The organism is Streptomyces sp. NPDC127197 (assembly GCF_042672405.1).
GTDB lineage: Bacteria > Actinomycetota > Actinomycetes > Streptomycetales > Streptomycetaceae > Streptomyces > Streptomyces flavusporus.
Window position 1 is genome coordinate 53,183 of record NZ_JBHXVG010000022.1, and the last position, 21,225, is coordinate 74,407.

A 21,225-nucleotide genomic window follows, 5' to 3' on the forward strand; every position below is an offset into this window, starting at 1 on the left:
CGGCTGTTTCAGGAGACGGCGCTGCGCAGTCCGCGCAGTTCCTGCACGTCGATCTGCTCGGTCTCGTCGTGCGCCGTCAGGTCGATCACCTGGCCGATGCCGCGCGACTCCTCGCCGGCCGGCTTGAACTCGGCCTCGGCCTCCGCCTTGTGCAGGTCGAGCGCCTCCTGGCCGACCACATCGGCGAGGTCCTCGTTCTGCACGGCCTCCAGCGCCGCGGACGCGTTCGCCTTTGTGCCGAAGAAGTCGAACCCGCCCTCGGCCGTCGGACGGCGCACCGGAGCGGAGGCCGGTACGACGGCCACCGCGGTCGGCACGGTGAAGTGACCGGAGGGCTGCTGCACGGGCGCGGCGGGCCTGGCCGTGGCCGGGACGGACTCCGCGGGGGCCGCGGCAGCGTTGTCATCGGAGGGGGCCGTGTCGGCCGTGGTGGTGGCGGCCGCGCGCTCGTGCCCGTCGGCCGCCTCGGACTTCCCCCGCGCTTCGTCCTCCTGCGCGGCCTCCGCACCGGTGACCCGCTCGGCGTCGGCGGCCACCGGCTGCTGGGGGGATGCCTCCTGGTCGGCGTGCTCCTTGGGAGGCGCCTCCGTGTCGGCGTCGAACCGGATCAGCGCCGCCCGCGCCCGCAGGAACAGCCGGGAGCCCTCCGGGGAGAACAGCCCGGAAGCCGCCGCCTTCTGTTCGTCGGTCTCTTCGGTCGTGTCGGTCTCGTCGGCCGCGGTGACTTCGTCGGTGTCGTCGGGGTCGGCCGGGGCTGCCACGGCCTCGGTCTCCTCCGTCGTCGGTACGGGCGGCAGCGCACGCGCGGGCGTCGCAGCCTCTATCTCCAGCAGGCGGCGGCCTTCCAGGGCGCTGGCACGCTCGGTCTCCGCGGTGGCGTACCGGCGCAGCAGTGCCGCGTGCTCGTTGCGCAGGCCCGCCAGTTCGGCGCGCTTCGCCCGCAGTCGCTGCTCGAGTTTGACGCGCAGTTCGCGCGACTCCTCCAGGTCGGTCTCCAGTTCGGCGACGCGCTCCTCGTGCCGCCACTCGTCGCTCGCCCGCGCGCGCGTGAGGTCGGCGACCTGCTTGCCCGCCTGGGTGTCCCAGCGGCGCAGGACGACGGCACCGGCGACAGCCGTCACCGCGGCGGCCGCCGCCAGCCCACGGAGCACCGTCGGCTCCGTGAACACCCAGGGGCCGAGGGCGCAGACGAGGGAGACGCCTGCGATCGCCGACGGAGGCAGCAGCCTGTGCAAGGGCGGTGAATGGCGATGACGTCCACGTGGCATGGCCAGAAACTTACCGCGCGTAGGCGAATCATGGTGGCCCGGGCGGTAAAAACCCAGCCACTCCGATGCATTCACAGCACATGGGCCGTCGGGCCTGCGGGAGTTCACCGGGATCTCCTCCCCGGACTGTGAAAGGGCTTCGGCGAACGGGAGTGAACCTGACCCCGAATCCCACCGTCCTAGAGGGCGCAATGTCGCCGGATGCCCGAATCGGCACCGGTTTCCCGGTCTCTCGCAGAACAACGAGCAGACCTACGACCAGAACTGCGGGATGCGATGCCTGTCAAGGAAGAAGGGACAAGGGTGCGGCGGCTGTTCCGGGTTCCGCGCCCGGAGTCCGTTCCCGTCCTCGTCGCCAGGGCGTGTGCCCTTGTGGGCCTCCTGGACATCGCCGTGAGCGTCTTTCCGCGCTTCCGGCACAGCCGTGTGCACGCCCTCGCCGAGGTGCTGCCCGGCGCTCTCGGCCCGTTCGCGGCGGCGCTCTCGCTCAGCACGGGCGTGCTGTTGCTGCTGCTCGCCCACGGTCTCAAGCGGGGCAAACGCCGGGCGTGGCGCGCGGCCGTCGCGCTGCTGCCGGCCGGGGCGGCCGCGCAGTTCACGTACCGCCACTCCGTTGTCGGCGTGGTCGTCTCCCTGGCGCTGCTCGCGCCGCTGCTGCGCCACCGCGAGCAGTTCGCGGCCCTGCCCGACCCGCGCAGCCGGTGGCGGGCCCTCGCCAACTTCGTGCTCATGGGCGCCGGTTCGCTCGCCCTCGGGCTGGTCGTCGTCAGCGCGCATTCCCGCACGATGATCGGCGACCCGTCTCTGGCGGACCGCATCACCCATGTCCTGTACGGCCTGTTCGGCTTCGAGGGCCCGGTCCGGTACCAGGGCGACACGTCCTGGACCGTCGCCGTCTGTCTCGGAGCGCTCGGCCTGCTCACCGCCGTCACCACGATCTGTCTCGTCCTGCGCCCCGAACACCCGGCAGACCCGGCCGCCCGGCTCACACAGGACGACGAGGCCCGGCTGCGCGCCCTGCTGGACCGGCACGGCGGCCGCGACTCCCTCGGCCGCTTCGTGCTGCGCCGGGACGAGTCCGTCGTCTTCTCGCCCAGCGGCAAGGCGGCGGTGACCTACCGCGTGGTGTCCGGGGTGATGCTCGCCGGCGGCGACCCCATCGGCGACGTCGAGGCCTGGCCGGGCGCCATCGAACGCTTCATGGACGAGGCCCGGGCGCACTCCTGGACCCCGGCCGTCATGGGCTGCTCCGAGACCGGCCGCGAGGTGTGGACCCGTGAGACCGGCCTGGACGCCCTCGAGCCGGGCGACGAGGCAGTGGTGGACGTCGCGGATTTCTCCCTCGCCGGCCGCGCGATGCGCAGCGTGCGCCGGCCGGCCAAGCGCATCGAGCGTGCCGGTTACGAAACCCGCGTCCGACGCGTCCATGACCTCGGCGAGGCCTCGGGACACCTGCCGCGCATCCGCCTCGCCGCCCCGCGCCCCTGGGCGTACGCCGTCACGGAGCGGGGCATGCGCGCGGCCTGACCGGGACAGGCCCGAGCGGAGGCCCCACCCCCCTCCAGCACCAGGGGCTTCCGCTCGGGCCGCACGACGCCGGGACCGCCGGGCCGCACACCCACGTGGAGAGGCCCCGCCCACCGTGGGCCTACGCTGAACGTATGAGCAAGCAGAGCGGACGCGGGCGTATCGCGGGCCTTCCGGAATGGGACCGCTGCGCGGTCATGGGAGTCGTGAACGTGACCCCCGATTCCTTCTCCGACGGCGGCCGCTGGTTCGACACCACCGCGGCCGTGAAGCACGGCCTCGACCTCGTCACCGAGGGCGCCGACCTGGTGGACGTCGGCGGCGAGTCCACCCGCCCCGGCGCCACCCGCGTCGACGAGGCCGAGGAACTGCGGCGGGTCATCCCGGTCGTCCGCGGCCTGGCCTCCGAAGGTGTCGTCGTCTCCGTCGACACCATGCGCGCCTCCGTCGCCGAACAGGCCCTAGCCGCCGGCGCCGCCCTCGTCAACGACGTCAGCGGCGGCCTCGCCGACCCCGCGATGATCCGTGTCGTCGCGGAGACCGGCGCCCCCTTCGTCGTCATGCACTGGCGCGGCTTCCTGGAGGGCGGCAACGTCAAAGGCGTGTACGACGACGTCGTCACCGAAGTCGTCGACGAGCTGCACGCGCGCGTGGAGGCCGTCCTGGAGGGCGGTGTCGCACCCGACCGCATCGTCGTCGACCCCGGCCTCGGCTTCTCCAAGGAGGCCGAGCACGACCTCACTCTGCTCGCCCACCTGGACCGCCTGCGCGCCCTCGGCCACCCGCTGCTGGTCGCCGCCTCCCGCAAGCGGTTCCTCGGCCGTGTCCTCGCCGGTCCCGAGGGCGCCCCGCCGCCGGCCCGGGAGCGCGATGCCGCAACGGCAGCTGTCTCCGCACTGGCGGCGCACGCCGGCGCCTGGGCGGTGCGGGTGCACGAGGTGCGGGCAACGGCCGACGCGGTACGGATCGCGCGCGCCGTGGAAGGAGTCCGGTGAGCGCCCCCCACACCGACGTCGAACAGGTCGAACTCGCCAACACGGCCTTCTACGAGGCACTGGAGCGGGGCGACTTCGAAGAGGTGTCCTCGCTCTGGCTCACCCCGTCCGACCTGGGCGTCGACGAGACCTACCACGACCCCGCGGACACCGGGGTGGTCTCCTGTGTGCACCCCGGCTGGCCCGTGCTCACCGGCCGCGGCGAGGTCCTCAGGTCGTACGCGCTGATCATGGCGAACACCGACTACATCCAGTTCTTCCTCACCGACGTCCACGTCTCCGTCACCGGCGACACCGCCCTGGTCACCTGCACCGAGAACATCCTCAGCGGCGGCCCCGCCCCCGAGGACGGCGACGGACCCGGCCCGCTCGTCGGCCAGCTGGTGGTCGCCACGAACGTGTTCCGCCGCACACCCGCCGGCTGGAAGCTCTGGTCACACCACGCCTCACCCGTTCTGGCCGAAACCGACGAGGCCGAGGACGACGACACACCCGCCTGAGTGGGTAGGCGCCCCACAAGGGCCCGAAGGGACCAAGGAGTGGTTGGAATCACCTACTCCGGGGTATGCGCGGCTACCACCCCATGAGCTGCCGGGTTCCCCAGGGAAAACGCTCGATGAAACCTCCTGGCCCCGCCCCGGGCCCACGCCCCCGTGGCCCGGAGCTGTCAGCGCCCGCAGGTAGATTCGGTTCAGGCCGGTGTGCCGCCCGCACCCGGTACGAACCGGCCGCAACCGACGATTGCAGGAGTGATTCGCGTGGATCGTGTCGCGCTGCGCGGCCTGAAGGCCCGCGGGCACCACGGTGTGTTCCCCAAGGAGCGCGAGGAGGGCCAGACCTTCATCGTGGACCTCGTCCTGGGCCTGGACACCCGGCCGGCCGCCGCCGACGACGACCTGGCGAAGACCGTGCATTACGGCATCGTGGCGGAGGAGGTCGTGGCCGTCGTCGAGGGCGAGCCCGTGAACCTCATCGAGACGCTCGCCGAGCGCATCGCCCAGACCTGTCTGAAGCACGAAGGGGTCCGGGAGGTCGAGGTCTGCGTCCACAAGCCGGACGCGCCGATCACCGTCCCCTTCGACGACGTGACCGTCACCATCACCCGGAGCCGAGTATGACTGCCTCGTTCACCGAGGGTCACAGCGACCCGACCGTACAGCCGGTACCCGCCTCCGTCGTCGAGAAGGTCGACGCCGCCGACACAACCCTGCACAACCCCAAATGGGCCGTGATCTCCATCGGCTCCAACCTCGGCAACCGCCTGGAGACCCTCCAGGGCGCCATCGACGCCCTCGAGGACACGCCGGGCGTGCGCGTCAAGGCGGTCTCCCCCGTCTACGAGACCGAGCCGTGGGGCGTCGAGCCGGGCAGCCAGCCCTCGTACTTCAACGCGGTCGTGGTCCTGAAGACCACCCTGCCCCCGTCCTCCCTCCTGGAGCGGGCGCACGCGGTCGAGGAGGCCTTCCACCGGGTCCGGGACGAGCACTGGGGCCCGCGCACCCTCGACATCGACATCGTCTCGTACGCGGAGATCGTCTCCGACGACCCGCACCTCACCCTCCCCCACCCGCGCGCCCACGAACGCGCCTTCGTCCTCGCCCCCTGGTACGACCTCGACCCCGATGCCCAGCTCCCCGGTCGCGGCGCCGTCGCCGACCTCCTCGGCACGGTCACCCGCGACGGCGTGGCACCCCGTGCGGACCTGGAACTCCGGCTGCCCGAGTAGTCGTTAAGGTCAAGGCGACCACGTCGCGACGACACAGGGACGACCTGACCGGCCGGGTCACCACAGACCACGGTCCGGGGAGCTGAAGGGACACCGTGAGAGAGCTGCGCATCAGGGTGCTGATCGGCGTGTTCGTCGTCGCGGGGGTGCTGTCCTGGGCGGGCGCCCGCCTGTGGAACTCGATCGGGACGCTCCCCAGCGTCCCTCTTGCCGCCCCCGTCGTCCTGGCGGTGATCGCGGCGATCCTGCTCGCCACGGCGCTCTCACTGCGCGCCCGCCTGAAGGCCCAGCGCGAACGCCGCCCCGGCGCCAAGGGCGTCGACCCCCTGATGGCGGCCCGCGCGGTCGTCTTCGGCCAGGCCAGCGCCCTGGTCGCCGCCCTCGTCGCCGGGATGTACGGCGGCACGGGTGCCTTCCTGCTGGAGTCCCTCGACATCCCCGCCCGCCGCGACCAGGCGTTCTACGCCGGCTTCTCGGTGCTGGCCGGCATCGGTGTCATAGCGGCCGCCATCTTCCTGGAGCGCGTCTGCAAGCTCCCGGAGGACGACGACCACGACAACACGGGAGCGGCACCGGCGGCCTGAGCACTCCGCTGGAAGTGCTTCGCCAAGGCCGCTCGGCGGCGAAGTCGGCGTACGAAACGGTCAGCGGGCCATGATGAGGCTCATGGCCTCGTTCCGCGTCGCAGCGTCCCGCAGCTGACCCCGCACCGCGGACGTGATGGTCATCGCGCCGGGCTTGCGGATGCCCCGCATCGACATGCACATGTGCTCGCACTCCACGACGACGATCACCCCGCGCGGCTCCAGGATCTCCATCAGGGAGTCCGCGATCTGTGTGGTGAGTCGTTCCTGCACCTGCGGCCGACGGGCGTAGACGTCCACGAGACGGGCCAGCTTGGACAGTCCGGTGATCTTGCCGCTGGTGGCCGGAATGTATCCGACGTGGGCGACGCCCCGGAACGGCACCAGATGGTGCTCACAGGTCGAGTACACCTCGATGTCCTTCACGAGGACCATCTCGTCGTGCCCGATGTCGAACGTCGTCGTCAGCACGTCCTCGGGCTTCTGCCACAGCCCCGCGAACATCTCCTTGTACGCCCGCGCCACCCGCCCCGGGGTCTCCCTGAGCCCCTCACGGTCCGGGTCCTCGCCGACCGCGATCAGGAGTTCGCGTATGGCGTTCTCGGCGCGCTTCTCGTCGAACTCGCCGATGATGCCCTCGCCGTCCAGCGTCACGGGGTCGGTCATGTGGTGCCTCGTTCCTGTGCTGTCACGTGTGGGGACACGCGTCCTCTCTGCGGGCATACGACGATGCCGCGCCCCCAGGCTAGAACCTGGGGAACGCGGCATCCATTCCGGGCCTGCGGGACCGCCGGGACGGCCCGGGCTCAGACTTCGGGGCGGTCCTCCGGGGCGGCCGGCTCGGCCGCCGGGGCGGGCTCCGCCGCCGTGGTCTTCGCGGTGATCGCCGCCGTCGCGCCGTTGGCGCCGTTCGTCAGTGCGAGCTCCTTCGGGGAGAGCACCGGCGGACGGGTGGAGGGCGTCCGGCGGGAGGAGCCGGTCCACGCGGGGCGCGGCGGCCGCTTGACGATCGGGGCGAAGATCTCGGCGATCTCCTCCTTGCCCAGGGTCTCCTTCTCGAGGAGGGCCAGGACGAGGTTGTCGAGGACGTCGCGGTTCTCGACCAGGATCTCCCAGGCCTCGTTGTGCGCGGTCTCGATGAGCTTCTTGACCTCTTCGTCGACCAGCGCGGCGACCTCTTCCGAGTAGTCGCGCTGGTGAGCCATCTCACGTCCGAGGAACGGCTCGCTGTTGTCGCCGCCGAACTTGATCGCGCCCAGACGCTCGGTCATGCCGTACTGCGTGACCATCGCGCGGGCCAGGTTGGTGGCCTTCTCGATGTCGTTCGCAGCACCGGTGGTCGGGTCGTGGAAGACCAGCTCCTCGGCCGCGCGGCCGCCCAGCATGTAGGCCAGCTGGTCGAGCATCTCGTTGCGCGTGGTCGAGTACTTGTCCTCGTCGGGCAGCACCATCGTGTAGCCGAGGGCGCGGCCGCGGGACAGGATCGTGATCTTGTGGACCGGGTCGGAGTTCGGAGAGGCCGCCGCGACCAGGGCGTGACCGCCCTCGTGGTACGCGGTGATCTTCTTCTCCTTGTCCGACATGATCCGGGTCCGCTTCTGCGGGCCCGCCACGACGCGGTCGATGGCCTCGTCGAGCATCTTGTTGTCGACCAGCTTCTGGTCGCTGCGGGCCGTCAGCAGCGCGGCCTCGTTCAGCACGTTCGCCAGGTCGGCACCGGTCATGCCGGGCGTGCGCCGGGCGACGGCCGACAGGTCGACGTCGGGTGCGACCGGCTTGCCCTTCTGGTGGACCTTGAGGATCTCCAGACGGCCCTGCATGTCCGGACGGTCGACCGCGATCTGCCGGTCGAAGCGGCCGGGGCGCAGCAGCGCCGGGTCGAGGATGTCGGGCCGGTTGGTGGCGGCGATCAGGATGACGCCGCCCTTCACGTCGAAGCCGTCCATCTCGACGAGCAGCTGGTTCAGGGTCTGCTCGCGCTCGTCGTGACCGCCGCCGAGGCCGGCGCCGCGGTGGCGGCCGACCGCGTCGATCTCGTCGACGAAGACGATCGCGGGGGCGTTCGCCTTGGCCTGCTCGAACAGATCACGGACCCGGGAGGCACCGACACCGACGAACATCTCGACGAAGTCGGAACCGGAGATCGAGTAGAAGGGGACGCCGGCCTCGCCCGCGACGGCACGCGCGAGCAGCGTCTTGCCGGTGCCGGGCGGGCCGTAGAGGAGCACACCCTTGGGGATCTTGGCGCCCACGGCCTGGAACTTCGCCGGCTCCTGCAGGAACTCCTTGATCTCCTGGAGTTCCTCGACGGCCTCGTCGGCACCCGCGACGTCCGAGAACGTCGTCTTCGGGGTGTCCTTGGTGATGAGCTTGGCCTTGGACTTCCCGAAGTTCATCACTCGGGAGCCGCCGCCCTGCATCTGGTTCATCAGGAACAGGAAGACGACCACGATGAGGACGAAGGGGAGCAGGGAGAGCAGGATCCCGACCAACGGGTTCTGCTTGGACGGCGAGACCGTGTAGCCGTCCGGGATCTGCTTCTGCTGGTACTTGTTCTGCAGCGTGTTGGCGATGTCCACGCCCTGGTCGCCGATGTAGCTCGCCTGGATCTTCGAGCTGCCCTCGACCTTTTCGCCGTCCTTGAGCGTGACCTTGATGGTCTGCTCGTCGCCGGTGGTCAGCTTGGCTGCTTCGACCCTGTTGTTATTGATCGCCTGGACGACCTGGCCGGTGTCCACCGTCTTGTAGCCGCCGGACGAGCCGACGACCTGCATCAACACGACCACGGCAAGGACGGCCAGCACGATCCACATGACCGGCCCACGGAAGTATCGCTTCACGTCCATCCATACGGAGCGGTGCCGCCCCGTCCCTCCTGCCACAGTGAGTTTGATAAGACAGTTCTTCTGACGGTACCCCAGCATTGTTGCGCGAAGCCGCACAGGACGGCTGGCGTTCCCGTCTGCATGCTCCAACGGCGCGAGGCCCGCCGGGGTTCCCGATCATCCTGCGGGGCTTCGGCCCGGGTGGGCTCAGCCGCCGTAGACGTGGGGCGCGAGCGTACCGACGAACGGGAGGTTGCGGTACTTCTCGGCGTAGTCGAGGCCGTAGCCCACGACGAACTCGTTGGGGATGTCGAAGCCGACCCACTCCACGTCGATGGCGACCTTGGCGGCCTCGGGCTTGCGCAGCAGCGTGCACACCTTCAGGGAGGCGGGCTCGCGGGAGCCGAGGTTGGACAGCAGCCAGGACAGGGTCAGGCCGGAGTCGATGATGTCCTCGACGATGAGGACGTGCTTGCCCTTGATGTCGGTGTCGAGGTCCTTGAGGATCCGCACCACACCGGAGGACTGGGTGCCCGCGCCGTAGGAGGAGACGGCCATCCAGTCCATGGTGACGGGGGTGGACAGTGCCCGGGCGAGATCGGCCATCACCATCACCGCGCCCTTGAGGACGCCGACGATCAACAGGTCCTTGCCCGCGTACTCCGCGTCGATCTTCGCGGCCAGCTCGGCCAGCTTCGCGTCGATCTCTTCCTTGGTGATGAGCACCTGCTGAAGGTCGGCACCCATGTCTTTCGCGTCCACCCGCATCACTTTCGGTCGTCCCACCGGCTGCCCGATCCCTCGCCCGAGCCGTCGGAGGGGGTCCGGATTCAGCCTTGCCGAATCACCAGTCTGCCACCCTGCCGCTGAGCGATGACTTTGCCCGGGAGATTGATGGCTCCCTGACCGCGCCAACCGGTGATCAGCCGGTCGACTTCCTCGATGTGGCGGGCGAACAGCGAACCGGCCGGGGCACCGGCCTCGATGGCCGCCCGGCGCAGGATCCGGCGGCGTACGGCGGGCGGGAGGACGTACAGCTTGTCGCACTCCAGACGGCCGGCGGCGTCCCGGACGGAGGCCTCGACCTGGCCGGCCCAGGCGTCGAGGGCGTCGGCGTCGTCGCGGGAGAGCTGGGCCGTACGGGCGAGCGCCTCCACGACGCCCTTGCCGAGCGCCTTCTCCAGGGCGGGCAGGCCCTCGTGGCGCAGCCGCGACCGGGTGTACGCCGGGTCCGCGTTGTGGGGGTCGTCCCAGACGGGGAGGGACTGGACCATGCAGGCCTTGCGGGCGGTCTGCCGGTCGAGCTGGAGGAAGGGGCGGCGGTAACGGCCGCCGGCCCCCGAGACCGCGGCCATTCCGGACAGGGAGCGGATGCCGGAGCCACGGGCGAGGCCGAGCAGGACGGTTTCGGCCTGGTCGTCGCGGGTGTGGCCGAGCAGGACGGCGGCGGCGTCGAGGCGCACGGCAGCGGCGTCGAGGGCGGCGTAGCGGGCGTCGCGGGCCGCGGCTTCCGGGCCGCCCTCGCGGCCGACGGTGACGGTGACGGACTCGACGGGGTCCAGGCCGAGTTCGCGCAGGCGCAGGACGACTTCCTCGGCGCGCAGGCTGGAGCCGGGCTGCAGGCCGTGGTCGACGGTGATGCCGCCCGCGCGGATGCCGAGTTTGGGTGCCTCGAACGCGAGAGCGGAGGCGAGCGCCATGGAGTCGGCGCCGCCTGAGCAGGCCACGAGCACGAGCGGCGACGGTGGACGCTCGTGTGCGGTCCGGTCGGTGGTGGGGGTGTGTTCGCTGAGGATGTCGTGGAGTACGCGGCGGACCGCCAGGCGTATCGCCGCGACCGCAGGATGGGGACCCATGTCCGGTTCCCTTCATGAAGTTGTCGGGGGTTGAGCCCGAGTCCGGTCACTCAGAGTGTGTAGATGGTGACAGAACCGGGCCGTTCCCCGAGCATTGCACGCCTACCCATGCCTCACGGTCCCTCGGACGGGTGATTGGAGGGGCGTTTGCCTGCCGTCGGCCGGCTCCGGCTCACGACCTCTCCCCGGGTTTCACGCCTCGCTCCGGCGGTGCACCCGTGCGATCCAGTCCGCCGGTTTGGCGATCTCCGACTTCGTGGGGAGGGTGTTCGGGGAGGTCCATACGCGGTTGAAGCCGTCCGTACCGACCTCGTCGACGACGGCCCGTACGAAGCGTTCGCCGTCCCGGTACTGCCTGAGTTTGGCGTCCAAACCGAGCAGCTTGCGCAGGGCGAGATCCAGCCGGGAGGCGCCCTTGGCGCGGCGCTGCTGGAACTTCTCCCGGATCTCCGCGACGCTCCCCACGACCTCGGGACCGACCCCGTCCATCACGAAGTCGGCGTGGCCCTCCAGGAGGGACATCACCGCGGTGAGACGGCCGAGGATCTCCCGCTGCGACGGCGTCTGCACGAGGTCGACCAGCGACCGGCCGCCGTCGTCCTCCTCGCCCTCGGGACGGCCCCCGACGAGGGACTGGGCGGCCTCCCGGATGCGTTCCAGGACGGTCATGGGATCGACATCGGTCTCCCCCAGGAACGACTGGATTTCGCCCTCCAGGTGATCGCGCAGCCAGGGCACCGCGGAGAACTGCGTGCGGTGGGTCTCCTCGTGCAGGCACACCCACAGGCGGAAGTCGTGGGGCTCCACGTCGAGTTCACGCTCCACGTGCACGATGTTCGGGGCGACGAGCAGCAGCCGGCCGCCGCCGTTCGCGCCGGCCGGGAGCTCGCGGGTGGCCGGGGCGAAGGTCTCGTACTGGCCGAGGACGCGGGAGGCCAGGAAGGACAGCAGCATGCCGAGTTCGACGCCGGTGACCTTGCCGCCGACGGCGCCGAGGACCGCGCCGCCCGGGCTGCTGCCACGGCGCTCCTGCATCTTGTCGAGGAGCGGCCGGAGGATCTCCCGGAACCCGGCGACGTTCGCCCGCACCCAGCCGGGGCGGTCGACGACGAGGACCGGGGTGTCGTGGGTCTCCTCGGTGCCCATCCGGGTGAAGCCCCGGACGTGTTCCTCCGAGGCCTTGGCGTGCCGGCGGAGTTCCGCGACGACGGCCCGGGCCTCGTCACGGCTCACCTCGGGGCCCGGCCGTACGAGCCGGGTCGCGGTCGCCACCGCGAGATTCCAGTCGACCATCCCAGCAGATGCGGCACCACCGATGCTCGTCATGCATCAACGGTACGTGAGCGCTCCCCCTTGGGGCAGGCCGTAGGGGCCGGCAGCGGCTGAGGCTCGTTCCGGCGCTGTGGTGCACGGCCGTGCAGGGCTCAGCGGCAGCCGCATGCCGCCAGGGCCGTCGCTGCGCGGTCCAGGGCTGTCTGGGCCGCCGTCGGGTCCGTGGTGCCGGTGGCCAGGAAGGCGAAGGCGAGCAGGCGGCCGTCCTGGTTCACGACCGTTCCGGCGAGGGCGTTCACGCCCGTGAGGGTGCCGGTCTTGGCGCGGACGATGCCGGCCGCGCCGTCGCCGTAACGGTCGGACAGTGTGCCGGTGAAGCCGGCGACCGGGAGGCCCGTGAGGGTGGGGCGCAGTGCGGGGCGGGCGGGATCCGCCGCCTTCAGCAACAGGGCGGTGATCAGGTCCACGGTCAGCCTGTTGTCGCGGTTCAGACCGCTGCCGTCCCTGAGGACGGTGCCCTTCAGCGGCAGGCCGAGCTTCCTCAGCTGGGCCTGCATCGCCCGGCCCGCTCCGGCGAAGTCGGCGCGTTCGCCGGTCGCGACGGCGGTGTGGCGGGCGAGGGCCTCGGCGATGTCGTTGTCGCTGTTGGTCAGCATCCGCTCGACCAGCGCCGAGAGCGGGGGTGAGGAGACCGTGGCGAGGGCGTCGGCCCGGTCCGTCGCCTTGGACGGGCCCGGGGATGTTGTCCTGATGCCGTGGTCCCGCAGGAAGCCCGCGAACGTCCGGGTCGCCTCCGCCGCCGGGTCCGTCACCCGGGGTGCCGGGCCGCTCGTCGAGCCGTCCGTACGGGCCTCGTCGGCCATCAGGGCGGTGACGGGGGCGAGGTTGTCGTTGACGCCGATGGGGTGACGTTCGGGTCCGGCGTAGAGGGTGGTGTCGTACGAGAGGGTCACCTGGCGTACGTCGCGCTGCTTCAGGGCGGCGGCCGTCTCGCGGGCGAGCGTGCGCAGGTCGGCCAGGCCCCGGCTGCCCTTGCGGGCGGTGAGCGTGGGGTCGCCGCCGCCGACCAGGATGAGTTCCTCGGTGTCGGGTTCGTAGACGGTGCGGGTGGTGAGGCGGTGGTCGGGGCCCAGGGCGGAGAGGGCGGCGACAGCGGTGGCGATCTTCGTGGTGGAGGCGGGGGTGAGCGCGTCGTGGGTGCCGGTGCCGTACAGGTGCTTGCCCGTGGTCACGTCGACGACCGCGGCCGCGTGGCGGGCGCCGAGCGCGGGGTCGTTCAGGAGGGGGTTCAGGACACCGGCCAGGGCCTGGCCGGCGGGGGCCGACTTGACCGTGTTCGCGGCGCCGCCCAGGCCGGTCAGGACGGAGGCCGCACTGGGGGCGGGCTGGGGCGCGCCAGCCGCCGCGTCGGACGTACCCGAACGGCTGCCGTGATCTGCGCCACCCCCGCCCTCCTGGGCGGCGGCCCAGTCCCGCTCCGCCGTACGCTGGCCTGAGGAGTCCCAGGGCCCCGCGGCGGTCACCACAACAACGGCCAGCGCCAGGCCGACGGTGGCGGCGCCCGTGGTGTACTGCCAGGTCTTCGCCGTCGCGACCCGTGTGACCTGCGGTTTCGTGGCGCGTACCAGCCGCGTGACCCGCGGACCGGTCACGGCCGTGACCCGCGCAAAGCAGGGGCGTACGGCGTTCGCGACCCGTGCCAGACGCGGTTTCGCGGCTCGCCAAGGCCTCAGCTCAGGCACGACCACCAGCCCCTTTCGCGATCACACAGCTGCGTGAGGGACACTTAACCACCAGAACTGTGTGCTGATCATGGAGGAGCCACCGGTGGAGTTCGACGTCACGATCGAGATTCCGAAGGGTTCGCGGAACAAGTACGAGGTGGACCACGAGACCGGTCGTATCCGCCTGGACCGCCGCCTGTTCACTTCGACCAGCTACCCGGCCGACTACGGCTTCGTCGAGAACACTCTCGGCGAGGACGGCGACCCGCTGGACGCGCTGGTCATCCTGGACGAGCCGACCTTCCCCGGCTGCCTCATCCAGTGCCGTGCGATCGGCATGTTCCGCATGACGGACGAGGCCGGCGGCGACGACAAGCTGCTGTGCGTGCCCGCCCACGACCCGCGCGTGGAGCACCTGCGGGACATCCACCACGTGTCCGAGTTCGACCGCCTGGAGATCCAGCACTTCTTCGAGGTCTACAAGGACCTGGAGCCCGGCAAGTCCGTCGAGGGCGCCAACTGGGTGGGCCGGACCGAGGCCGAGGCCGAGATCGAGCGGTCGTACAAGCGGTTCAAGGAGCAGGGCGGTCACTGAGCCTCGCATCCCCGTAACGGGCCGCACGCGCACGTGTGCGGCCCGTCCGCGTGTCCGTGCGCATACTGAGGCCTGTTGGGTGTCGTACGCCTGCTGGATGTCGTACAGGGAGCACTGCTTCAAGTGACGGACGCGGAGGACCGCAAGCCGCTGTCGGACGAGGCGCGGACGACGTTCGATCCCGAGGTCACCTCGGAGTTCGCGATCCCCGAGGGCCTGGACGTGCCCAGGCAGGGGACAGAGTCGGAGACCTCGTCCGAGTTCGCCGTACCCGATGGGCTGGACGTCCCGTCGCCGGCCGACGCCGAGCCGGAGGGGTCGGCGTTCAGTCCGCCGAGCACCTACAGCGCCCGCGGTGCGCCGGCCGCGTTCACGCCGGCGACCGGTGTGCCCGTGGTCCGGCTGACCAAGGACGTGCCCTGGCAGGACCGGATGCGCACGATGCTGCGGCTGCCGGTGGCCGAGCGGCCCGCGCCCGAGCCGGGACCGAAGGCGGAAGAGGGCGGTCCCGCCGTTCCGCGTGTGCTCGACCTGACGCTGCGTATCGGCGAGCTGCTGCTCGCGGGCGGTGAGGGCGCCGAGGACGTGGAGGCGGCGATGTTCGCGGTCTGCCGCTCCTACGGGCTGGACCGCTGCGAGCCCAACGTCACCTTCACCCTGCTGTCGATCTCGTACCAGCCGTCCCTCGTCGACGATCCGGTGACGGCGTCGCGGACGGTACGCCGCCGGGGCACCGACTACACCCGGCTGGCGGCCGTGTACCAGCTCGTGGACGACCTGAGCGACCCGGAGAGCCACATCTCCCTGGAGGAGGCCTACCGGCGCCTCGCGGAGATCCGCCGCAACCGGCACCCCTACCCCACCTGGGTGCTGACCGGGGCGAGCGGGCTGCTCGCGGGCGCGGCCTCGGTGCTCGTCGGCGGTGACGCGATCGTGTTCTTCGCGGCCGCGCTCGGCGCGATGCTCGGCGACCGGCTGGCGTGGCTGTGCGCGGGGCGCGGGCTGCCGGAGTTCTACCAGTTCGTGGTCGCCGCGATGCCGCCGGCCGCGATGGGGGTCGCGCTCACGCTGGCGCACGTCGACGTGAAGGCGTCGGCGGTCATCACCGGTGGGCTGTTCGCGCTGCTGCCCGGGCGGGCGCTGGTGGCAGGCGTGCAGGACGGCCTGACCGGCTTCTACATCACCGCGGCGGCACGGCTGCTGGAGGTCATGTACCTCTTCGTCGGCATCGTCGTCGGCGTGCTGGTGATGCTGTACTTCGGCGTCCAGCTGGGCGCCCAGCTCACCCCCGACGCGGCGATGAACATCGCCGAGCGGCCGGTCGTGCAGATCGCCGCGTCGATGCTGCTGTCGCTGACGTTCGCCGTGCTGCTCCAGCAGGAACGGGCCACCGTGCTCGCCGTGACCCTCAACGGGGGTGTCGCGTGGTCGGTGTACGGCGCGATGCACTACGCCGGTGGGCTGTCGCCGGTCGCCTCCACGGCGGTGGCGGCGGGGTTGGTGGGGCTGTTCGGGCAGCTGCTGTCCCGGTATCGGTTCGCGTCCGCGCTGCCGTACACGACGGCGGCGATCGGGCCGCTGCTGCCCGGTTCCGCAACGTACTTCGGTCTGCTGTCGATCGCGCAGAACGAGGTCGACGAAGGGCTGGGGTCGCTCACCAAGGCCGCCGCGCTTGCGATGGCCATCGCCATCGGGGTGAACCTCGGGTCGGAGATCTCGCGGTTGTTCCTCCGCCTGCCGGGCGGCTCCGCCGAGGGGCGGAAGGCCGCCAAGCGGACGCGGGGTTTCTAGGGCCGGGCTCTTTCAGCTCTGCCTGTAGGGGTCGTACGGGTACTGCTGCCGGCCCTGCTGGTAGTCCTGCTGTGCACCGTAGGGCTGCTGCTGGTAGCCCTGCGGGTACTGCGGGGCGTACGGCTGCGGGGTCTGGCCGTATCCGTACTGCTGCTGGTTCTGTCCCTGCTGCGGGTAGCCCTGGTCGCCGTAGGGCTGGTCGCCGTAGGGCTGCTCTCCGTAAGCCTGGTCGCCGTAGGGCTGGTCCTGGTGGTTCGGCTCCACGCGGCGCAGCTGGGTCGTCGCGTCGTCCATCAGGGGCTGCTGCTGGACCGGGGACTGCGGCTGCTGGTGCGGGTTCTTCTTGTTCTTCGAGCGTGCGCGCCAGAACTCGATGATGATCGGGAGCACGGAGACGAAGACGATCAGGATGAGAATCGCTTCGATGTTGCTCTTGACGAAGTCGATGTTGCCCAGCCAGGCGCCGAGCAGTGTGACACCCGCGCCCCACAGGATGCCGCCGACGACGTTGAAGATGAGGAACGAGCGGTACCGCATGCCGCTGACGCCGGCGATGATCGGCGTGAACGTCCGCACGATGGGCACGAAGCGGGCCAGGACGAGGGACTTCGGGCCGTACTTCTCGAAGAATTCGTGCGCCTTGGTGACGTTCTCCTGCTTGAAGAGCCGGGAGTCCGGGCGGGTGAAGAGCGACGGGCCGACCTTCTTGCCGAACATGTAGCCCGCCTGGTCGCCGAGGATCGCGGCGATGCAGATCAGGACGATCGCGGCCCACAGCGGAAAGTCCAGCTGATTCGACGTGATCAGCAGGCCCGCCGTGAACAGCAGCGAGTCACCCGGCAGGAAGAAGCCGATGAGCAGGCCCGACTCGGCGAAGACGATGAGGAGCAGGCCCCAGATCCCGAAGTTGTCCAGCAGATAGTTCGGATCCAGCCAGCTCGGTCCGAGGGCAAGCGTCGTCACGGTTCCGGGCTCCTGTGGGGTGAGGGAAGTACGGCGTTCGGTTCGGCCGGACAAAGCTATCAACGCAAGATGTCCACCCCAGGTTCCACCGGTGTCTCCGGGATCCGCTGTGCACCGGCCAGGACACAGCTGTGGGTCGGCGGTGGTCCTGGCCGGGAGCGGGGCTCCCGGCCAGGGTCTTACGAGGTGTGCCGGGCCGCGTTGGCGAGAATCGCGTTGCGCAGGTACGCCGCCAGGCCGGGCCGGATCTTCTCGTACGTCGCGGTGAACCGGGCGTCGGCGACGTACATCTCGCCGAGACAGCTGTGCATCTCGTGCGAGCAGTCGTAGTACGAGCGGGAGATGAACCGGCGGTGTTCCTCCGCCGTGTCCATGGCCGCCTCGGAGTCGGCCGGCGTGCCGGAGGCCATCAGGTCGGCCATGCGCCGGTGGATGGCGTCGAACTCCTCGGTGACGCGCTTCCAGTCCTCCTTGGTGTAGGAGGCCGTGCGCCGCTGCGACTCCCGGTAGGCGTCGGTACTGCCCCAGCGCTCCTGCACCTCGTCCTCGTACTGGTCCGGGTCGAAGTCCCCGAACACCTCGAACTTCTCCTCGGGCGTGAGGTTGATGCCCATCTTGCGTGCCTCCATGGCGTGCTCCACGGCCGCCGCCATCTTCTGCAGCTTCTCGATCCGGGCGGTCAGCAGCTCGTGCTGGCGGCGCAGATGCGCGCGCGGGTCCGCGTCCGGGTCGTCGAGCAGGGCGGCGACCTCGTCGAGCGGGAAGCCGAGCTCGCGGTAGAACAGGATCTGCTGCAGCCGGTCGAGGTCGGCGTCGTTGTAGCGCCGGTGGCCCGCGTGGCTGCGCTCGCTCGGGACGAGCAGGCCGATGTCGTCGTAGTGGTGCAGGGTGCGCACCGTGACTCCGGCGTACCCGGCGACCTGTCCCACGGAGTAGCTCACTTCCGCTCCCTTCTCGGTACGCCCTCCACGGTCCGCCCTCACGCCACGTGAGGTGCAAGTCGTTTGTGCCGGGCGGGTTCGGCACACCGAGGACCGGTGCTCAATCCTCGCCGAGGTGGAAGATGTGCCAGGTGAGGCCGTCGGACGATATGCGGTAGGTGCCCTTGCCGTAGCTGTCGGCCCACAGCCAGCCGATCGGGGTCTTGTGTACCGAACCCGCCGGGCCGCGCGTGGGACTGTCGGCTCGGAAGGTGCGGGCCTGATCGGTGCTGCGCCATACGCCGGTCTCGCCGTACACGACGAGGCTGTTGTCGTCGGCCACCAGAAGGTCGCCGAGGATGGAGAGCGGCTCGACTCCCTCCCGGTAGCGCCATATCCGGGTCCAGGTGGTGCCGCCGTCGGTGCTGACGTGGAGGGCCCTCAGGCCGTTCTTCACTTCCTCGTGGCTGGGCAACTGGCCCGGCTGGACCGCGTACAGCGCGCTCCGGCCGGCGACCACCTTCAGGGCCCACGCCCGCTCGGCGACGCCGGTCATCTGTGTGGAGCGCCAGGTGCGGCCACGGTCCTCGCTGAGGACCAGGGTGGGCAGGCCGGAGTCGGGATCCAGGCCCGTTGCGAACAGGGCGTTCTCGGCGATGTCGCCGGCCGGTGCCAAGGTCCCCTTGAGCGGCGGCTGATGCGCCAGGATCCGGTGCTCTCCGGTGTCCGGCATGACGACGAGCAGTCTGTTGCGGGCGCATTCGTTGCCGTCGGCCGCCAGTGCCAGGCATTCGGTGACGAGGGGGGCGCTCTCGGGCACGGTCGGCGTGGTGCCCGTCGGCTTCGCCGTGCCGCGTTTCCAGGTGTGGCCGTTGTCGCGGGTGAACCAGGTGCGGCTGGGAACGCCGGTCCGCTCGGAACTGTCGGTGATCAGGACGCGGCCCGGGCCGAGCACGGTGAGACCGGCGGTGAGGCCCCGGTCGCCCGTGACGTCCGGCAGCGGGGACTCGGCCAGGCGCCACAGCCCGGCGTTCGCCTCGAGCACGGCGACGTACTGACGGCAGCGGTCATCGCCGCAGTCTGCGCGGAGGGTGAAACCGCTGCCGTCCGCGGCGAAGGCGACGTCGTAGGACGCACCCGGCAGGTCGGTGGCCGACGGTATGTTCGGGGGCGCGGCGAAGGGGGACCCCGACGACGCAGGCGCGTGCGTGTTCTTCTTCGCGGGTGCCCCCGCCGGCTCCTCGTCCACGCTCTCCGTGCCGACACTGCACGCTGCCAGAAGGCAGACGAGCAGGGCTCCCACAAGGAGCAGCCGCCATCGACGTACATCCATGGATCCTCCGATCCGCGGTGACCGGTATCTGCTTCTGGTACACCGCGGACCGGCTTCGGGTTCCACTCCCCGGCGAACTTTCTGCCGGACGCGCTGTGCCGGGGCGCGGCGCCCTACTTGCTCAGGCGGGCGAACCGGCGCAGGGCCAGCGGGAAGAACACCGCGAGCAGCGCCAGCGGCCAGACGACCGCGGGCCAGACGTGCCCCGCCTCCCCGCCCTGGTTGCCGAACAGATCGCGGACGGCCGTCGCCGTGTGGGACATCGGGTTCCACTGGACGACCGTGCCGAGCCAGTCCGGCATGGCCCCGGGTGTGGCGAAGGCGTTGGACAGGAAGCCGACCGGCCAGACCAGGATCTGCACGGCCTGCACCAGCTCCGGCTTCCCGGCCACCAGGGCCAGCTGGATGCCGATCCACAGCATCGCGAAGCGGAACAGCAGCAGCAGGCCCAGCGCCCCCAGGAAGGTCGCCGCCCCGCCGTGCGCACGCCAGCCGAGCGCGAGCCCGACGCCGATGAGGACGGTCAGGGCGAGCGCCGACTGGAGCATGTCGGCCACCGAACGGCCCACCAGGATGGCGCCGTTGGCCATGGGCATGGACCGGAAGCGGTCGATCACGCCTTTGTTGAGGTCCTGGGTGACGGCGATCATCGTGCCCTCCAGGCCGAAGGCCATGGTGAGCGCGAGCATGCCGGGGACGAGGTAGTCGACATACTCGCCGCTGACGCCGCGGCCGCCGCCGACCAGGTAACCGAACATCAGCAGCAGCATCACGGGGAACGCCACGTTGACGACGACCTGGACCGGTTGCCGTGCCCAGTGGGCGAGTTCACGGCGGGTCATCGTCCAGGAGTCGGTCAGTGCGTACGTGGTCACGCGGCCTCCTTCACACGGTCTGCGGTGAGATGCAGGAACACCTCGTCGAGCGTGGGCCGGCGCAGGGCGACGTCCTCTGCCTCGATACCGGCCTCCTCCAGGGCTCGTACGACGCCGGAGAGTGCCGCCATCCGGTCGGTGACCGGTGCGCTGAGCAGCCGCCGGTCGGTGTCGACCGTGACGTCGTCCTTGGGCATCGGCAGCACGGCCACTGCGGCGCCGAGGTGGCCGGCGTCGCGCAGGACGACGTCGATGCGGTCGCCGCCGGTCAGCGCCTTCAGGGCGTCGGCCGTGCCGTCGGCGACGACCCGGCCGCGGTCGACGACCGAGATGCGGTCGGCGAGCTGGTCGGCCTCCTCCAGGTACTGGGTGGTGAGCAGGACCGTCGTGCCGCCGCCGGCCAGGGAGCGGACGGAGGCCCACACCTCGGCGCGGCCGCGTGGGTCGAGGCCGGTCGTCGGTTCGTCCAGGAAGAGCACCTCCGGTTCGGTGATCAGAGAGGCGGCGAGGTCGAGGCGGCGCCGCATGCCGCCGCTGTACTGCTTGACCGCCTTGCGGCCGGTGTCCGTGAGGCCGAAACGCTCCAGGAGTTCACCGGCCCGCACGCGCGCGTGGCGGGCGCCCAGGTGGTACAGGCGGCCGAACATCTCCAGGTTCTGGTAGCCGCTCAACTCCTCGTCGACGGCGGCGTGCTGGCCGAGCAGGCCGATCCGCAACCGTACGTCGTACGCCTCCGTGACGACGTCGTGGCCCGCAACCACGATGCGGCCCGCGTCGGGGCGCAGCAGTGTGGACAGGATGCGGACCAGGGTGGTCTTGCCGGCGCCGTTCGGGCCGAGCACTCCGTGCACCGCGCCGCGCGCGACCGTGAGGTCGAGCCCGTCCAGTGCGGGTTTGTCGCCGTACTTCTTGCGTGCCCCTTCGACGGTGATCGCCGTGTCGGCCACTGAGACTCCCTCGCTAGTCAAGTT

19 protein-coding genes and 1 pseudogene are annotated in these 21,225 nt (G+C 70.8%); 8 read left to right on the top strand and 12 right to left on the bottom strand.

Annotated elements, in window-relative coordinates; all coding sequences use genetic code 11:
* Positions 1–8 precede the first annotated feature (8 nt).
* Positions 9–1,268 (bottom strand): hypothetical protein, encoded by a 1,260-nt coding sequence (locus ACFVJQ_RS29265; RefSeq protein WP_385513222.1) that lies wholly within the window; start codon positions 1,266–1,268, stop codon positions 9–11.
* Between the two features lie 276 nt (positions 1,269–1,544).
* Here ACFVJQ_RS29265 and ACFVJQ_RS29270 point away from each other — a divergent pair.
* The 6 genes and pseudogenes from ACFVJQ_RS29270 to ACFVJQ_RS29295 all read left to right on the top strand — a co-directional run.
* A pseudogene (locus ACFVJQ_RS29270) lies at positions 1,545–2,792 on the top strand (phosphatidylglycerol lysyltransferase domain-containing protein); the annotation flags it as partial.
* 137 nt (positions 2,793–2,929) lie between these two features.
* Positions 2,930–3,790 carry a dihydropteroate synthase gene (gene folP / locus ACFVJQ_RS29275; RefSeq protein WP_385788431.1) on the top strand — a complete coding sequence of 287 codons (861 nt, stop codon included), beginning with the start codon at positions 2,930–2,932 and terminating at the stop codon, positions 3,788–3,790.
* Positions 3,787–4,290 carry a nuclear transport factor 2 family protein gene (locus ACFVJQ_RS29280; protein ID WP_129799502.1) on the top strand — a complete coding sequence of 168 codons (504 nt, stop codon included), beginning with the start codon at positions 3,787–3,789 and terminating at the stop codon, positions 4,288–4,290. The genes folP and ACFVJQ_RS29280 overlap by 4 nt, the downstream gene beginning before the upstream one ends.
* Positions 4,291–4,548: 258 nt before the next feature.
* A complete protein-coding gene (gene folB / locus ACFVJQ_RS29285) occupies positions 4,549–4,908 on the top strand; it encodes a dihydroneopterin aldolase (RefSeq protein WP_225837660.1) in 360 nt (119 codons plus the stop codon).
* Positions 4,905–5,516 (top strand): 2-amino-4-hydroxy-6-hydroxymethyldihydropteridine diphosphokinase, encoded by a 612-nt coding sequence (gene folK, locus ACFVJQ_RS29290; RefSeq protein WP_385788434.1) that lies wholly within the window; start codon positions 4,905–4,907, stop codon positions 5,514–5,516. Before folB ends, folK begins: the two co-directional genes overlap by 4 nt.
* A 95-nt stretch (positions 5,517–5,611) precedes the next feature.
* Positions 5,612–6,100, top strand: a complete 489-nt coding sequence (locus ACFVJQ_RS29295; protein ID WP_129799505.1) for a DUF3180 domain-containing protein — start codon at positions 5,612–5,614, stop codon at positions 6,098–6,100.
* A gap of 60 nt (positions 6,101–6,160) precedes the next feature.
* Here the strand turns inward: ACFVJQ_RS29295 and folE are convergent, their stop codons facing one another.
* The 6 genes from folE to dacB form a co-directional block, all read right to left on the bottom strand.
* On the bottom strand, positions 6,161–6,766 hold the full coding sequence (folE, locus tag ACFVJQ_RS29300) for a GTP cyclohydrolase I FolE (RefSeq protein ID WP_129799506.1): 606 nt from the start codon (positions 6,764–6,766) through the stop codon (positions 6,161–6,163).
* Positions 6,767–6,906: 140 nt separating this feature from the next.
* Positions 6,907–8,946, bottom strand: coding sequence for an ATP-dependent zinc metalloprotease FtsH (ftsH, locus tag ACFVJQ_RS29305; RefSeq protein WP_224735565.1), 2,040 nt, complete (start codon positions 8,944–8,946; stop codon positions 6,907–6,909).
* A 186-nt stretch (positions 8,947–9,132) separates the two neighbouring features.
* Complete coding sequence (gene hpt, locus ACFVJQ_RS29310; RefSeq protein WP_094057060.1) at positions 9,133–9,693, bottom strand: hypoxanthine phosphoribosyltransferase; 561 nt, start codon at positions 9,691–9,693, stop codon at positions 9,133–9,135.
* A 62-nt stretch (positions 9,694–9,755) separates the two neighbouring features.
* Positions 9,756–10,781, bottom strand: coding sequence for a tRNA lysidine(34) synthetase TilS (gene tilS / locus ACFVJQ_RS29315; RefSeq protein WP_385788439.1), 1,026 nt, complete (start codon positions 10,779–10,781; stop codon positions 9,756–9,758).
* 192 nt (positions 10,782–10,973) lie between these two features.
* The gene (locus tag ACFVJQ_RS29320; protein ID WP_385513226.1) at positions 10,974–12,107 is read right to left on the bottom strand and encodes a zinc-dependent metalloprotease; all 1,134 of its coding nucleotides are present in this window, start codon (positions 12,105–12,107) and stop codon (positions 10,974–10,976) included.
* Between the two features lie 98 nt (positions 12,108–12,205).
* Positions 12,206–13,801, bottom strand: a complete 1,596-nt coding sequence (dacB, locus tag ACFVJQ_RS29325; protein WP_385788442.1) for a D-alanyl-D-alanine carboxypeptidase/D-alanyl-D-alanine-endopeptidase — start codon at positions 13,799–13,801, stop codon at positions 12,206–12,208.
* A 79-nt stretch (positions 13,802–13,880) separates the two neighbouring features.
* Between dacB and ACFVJQ_RS29330 the strand changes: the two genes are divergently transcribed.
* Positions 13,881–14,372, top strand: coding sequence for an inorganic diphosphatase (locus tag ACFVJQ_RS29330; RefSeq protein WP_053756473.1), 492 nt, complete (start codon positions 13,881–13,883; stop codon positions 14,370–14,372).
* A gap of 123 nt (positions 14,373–14,495) precedes the next feature.
* On the top strand, positions 14,496–16,163 hold the full coding sequence (locus ACFVJQ_RS29335; protein ID WP_224737358.1) for a threonine/serine exporter ThrE family protein: 1,668 nt from the start codon (positions 14,496–14,498) through the stop codon (positions 16,161–16,163).
* A 12-nt stretch (positions 16,164–16,175) separates the two neighbouring features.
* Here ACFVJQ_RS29335 and ACFVJQ_RS29340 read toward each other — a convergent pair whose 3' ends face one another.
* The 5 genes from ACFVJQ_RS29340 to ACFVJQ_RS29360 form a co-directional block, all read right to left on the bottom strand.
* Entirely contained in the window at positions 16,176–17,126 is a 951-nt protein-coding gene (locus ACFVJQ_RS29340) for a DedA family protein (RefSeq protein WP_385788445.1), read from the bottom strand.
* A 179-nt stretch (positions 17,127–17,305) separates the two neighbouring features.
* A complete protein-coding gene (locus ACFVJQ_RS29345) occupies positions 17,306–18,067 on the bottom strand; it encodes a MerR family transcriptional regulator (protein WP_385513229.1) in 762 nt (253 codons plus the stop codon).
* A gap of 100 nt (positions 18,068–18,167) precedes the next feature.
* A complete protein-coding gene (locus ACFVJQ_RS29350; RefSeq protein ID WP_385788449.1) occupies positions 18,168–19,379 on the bottom strand; it encodes a WD40/YVTN/BNR-like repeat-containing protein in 1,212 nt (403 codons plus the stop codon).
* Between the two features lie 113 nt (positions 19,380–19,492).
* Entirely contained in the window at positions 19,493–20,254 is a 762-nt protein-coding gene (locus ACFVJQ_RS29355) for an ABC transporter permease (protein WP_385513231.1), read from the bottom strand.
* Positions 20,251–21,201: an ATP-binding cassette domain-containing protein gene (locus tag ACFVJQ_RS29360; protein WP_385788452.1), complete on the bottom strand. Its 951-nt coding sequence runs from the start codon at positions 21,199–21,201 to the stop codon at positions 20,251–20,253. The genes ACFVJQ_RS29355 and ACFVJQ_RS29360 overlap by 4 nt, the downstream gene beginning before the upstream one ends.
* Positions 21,202–21,225: the final 24 nt, after the last annotated feature.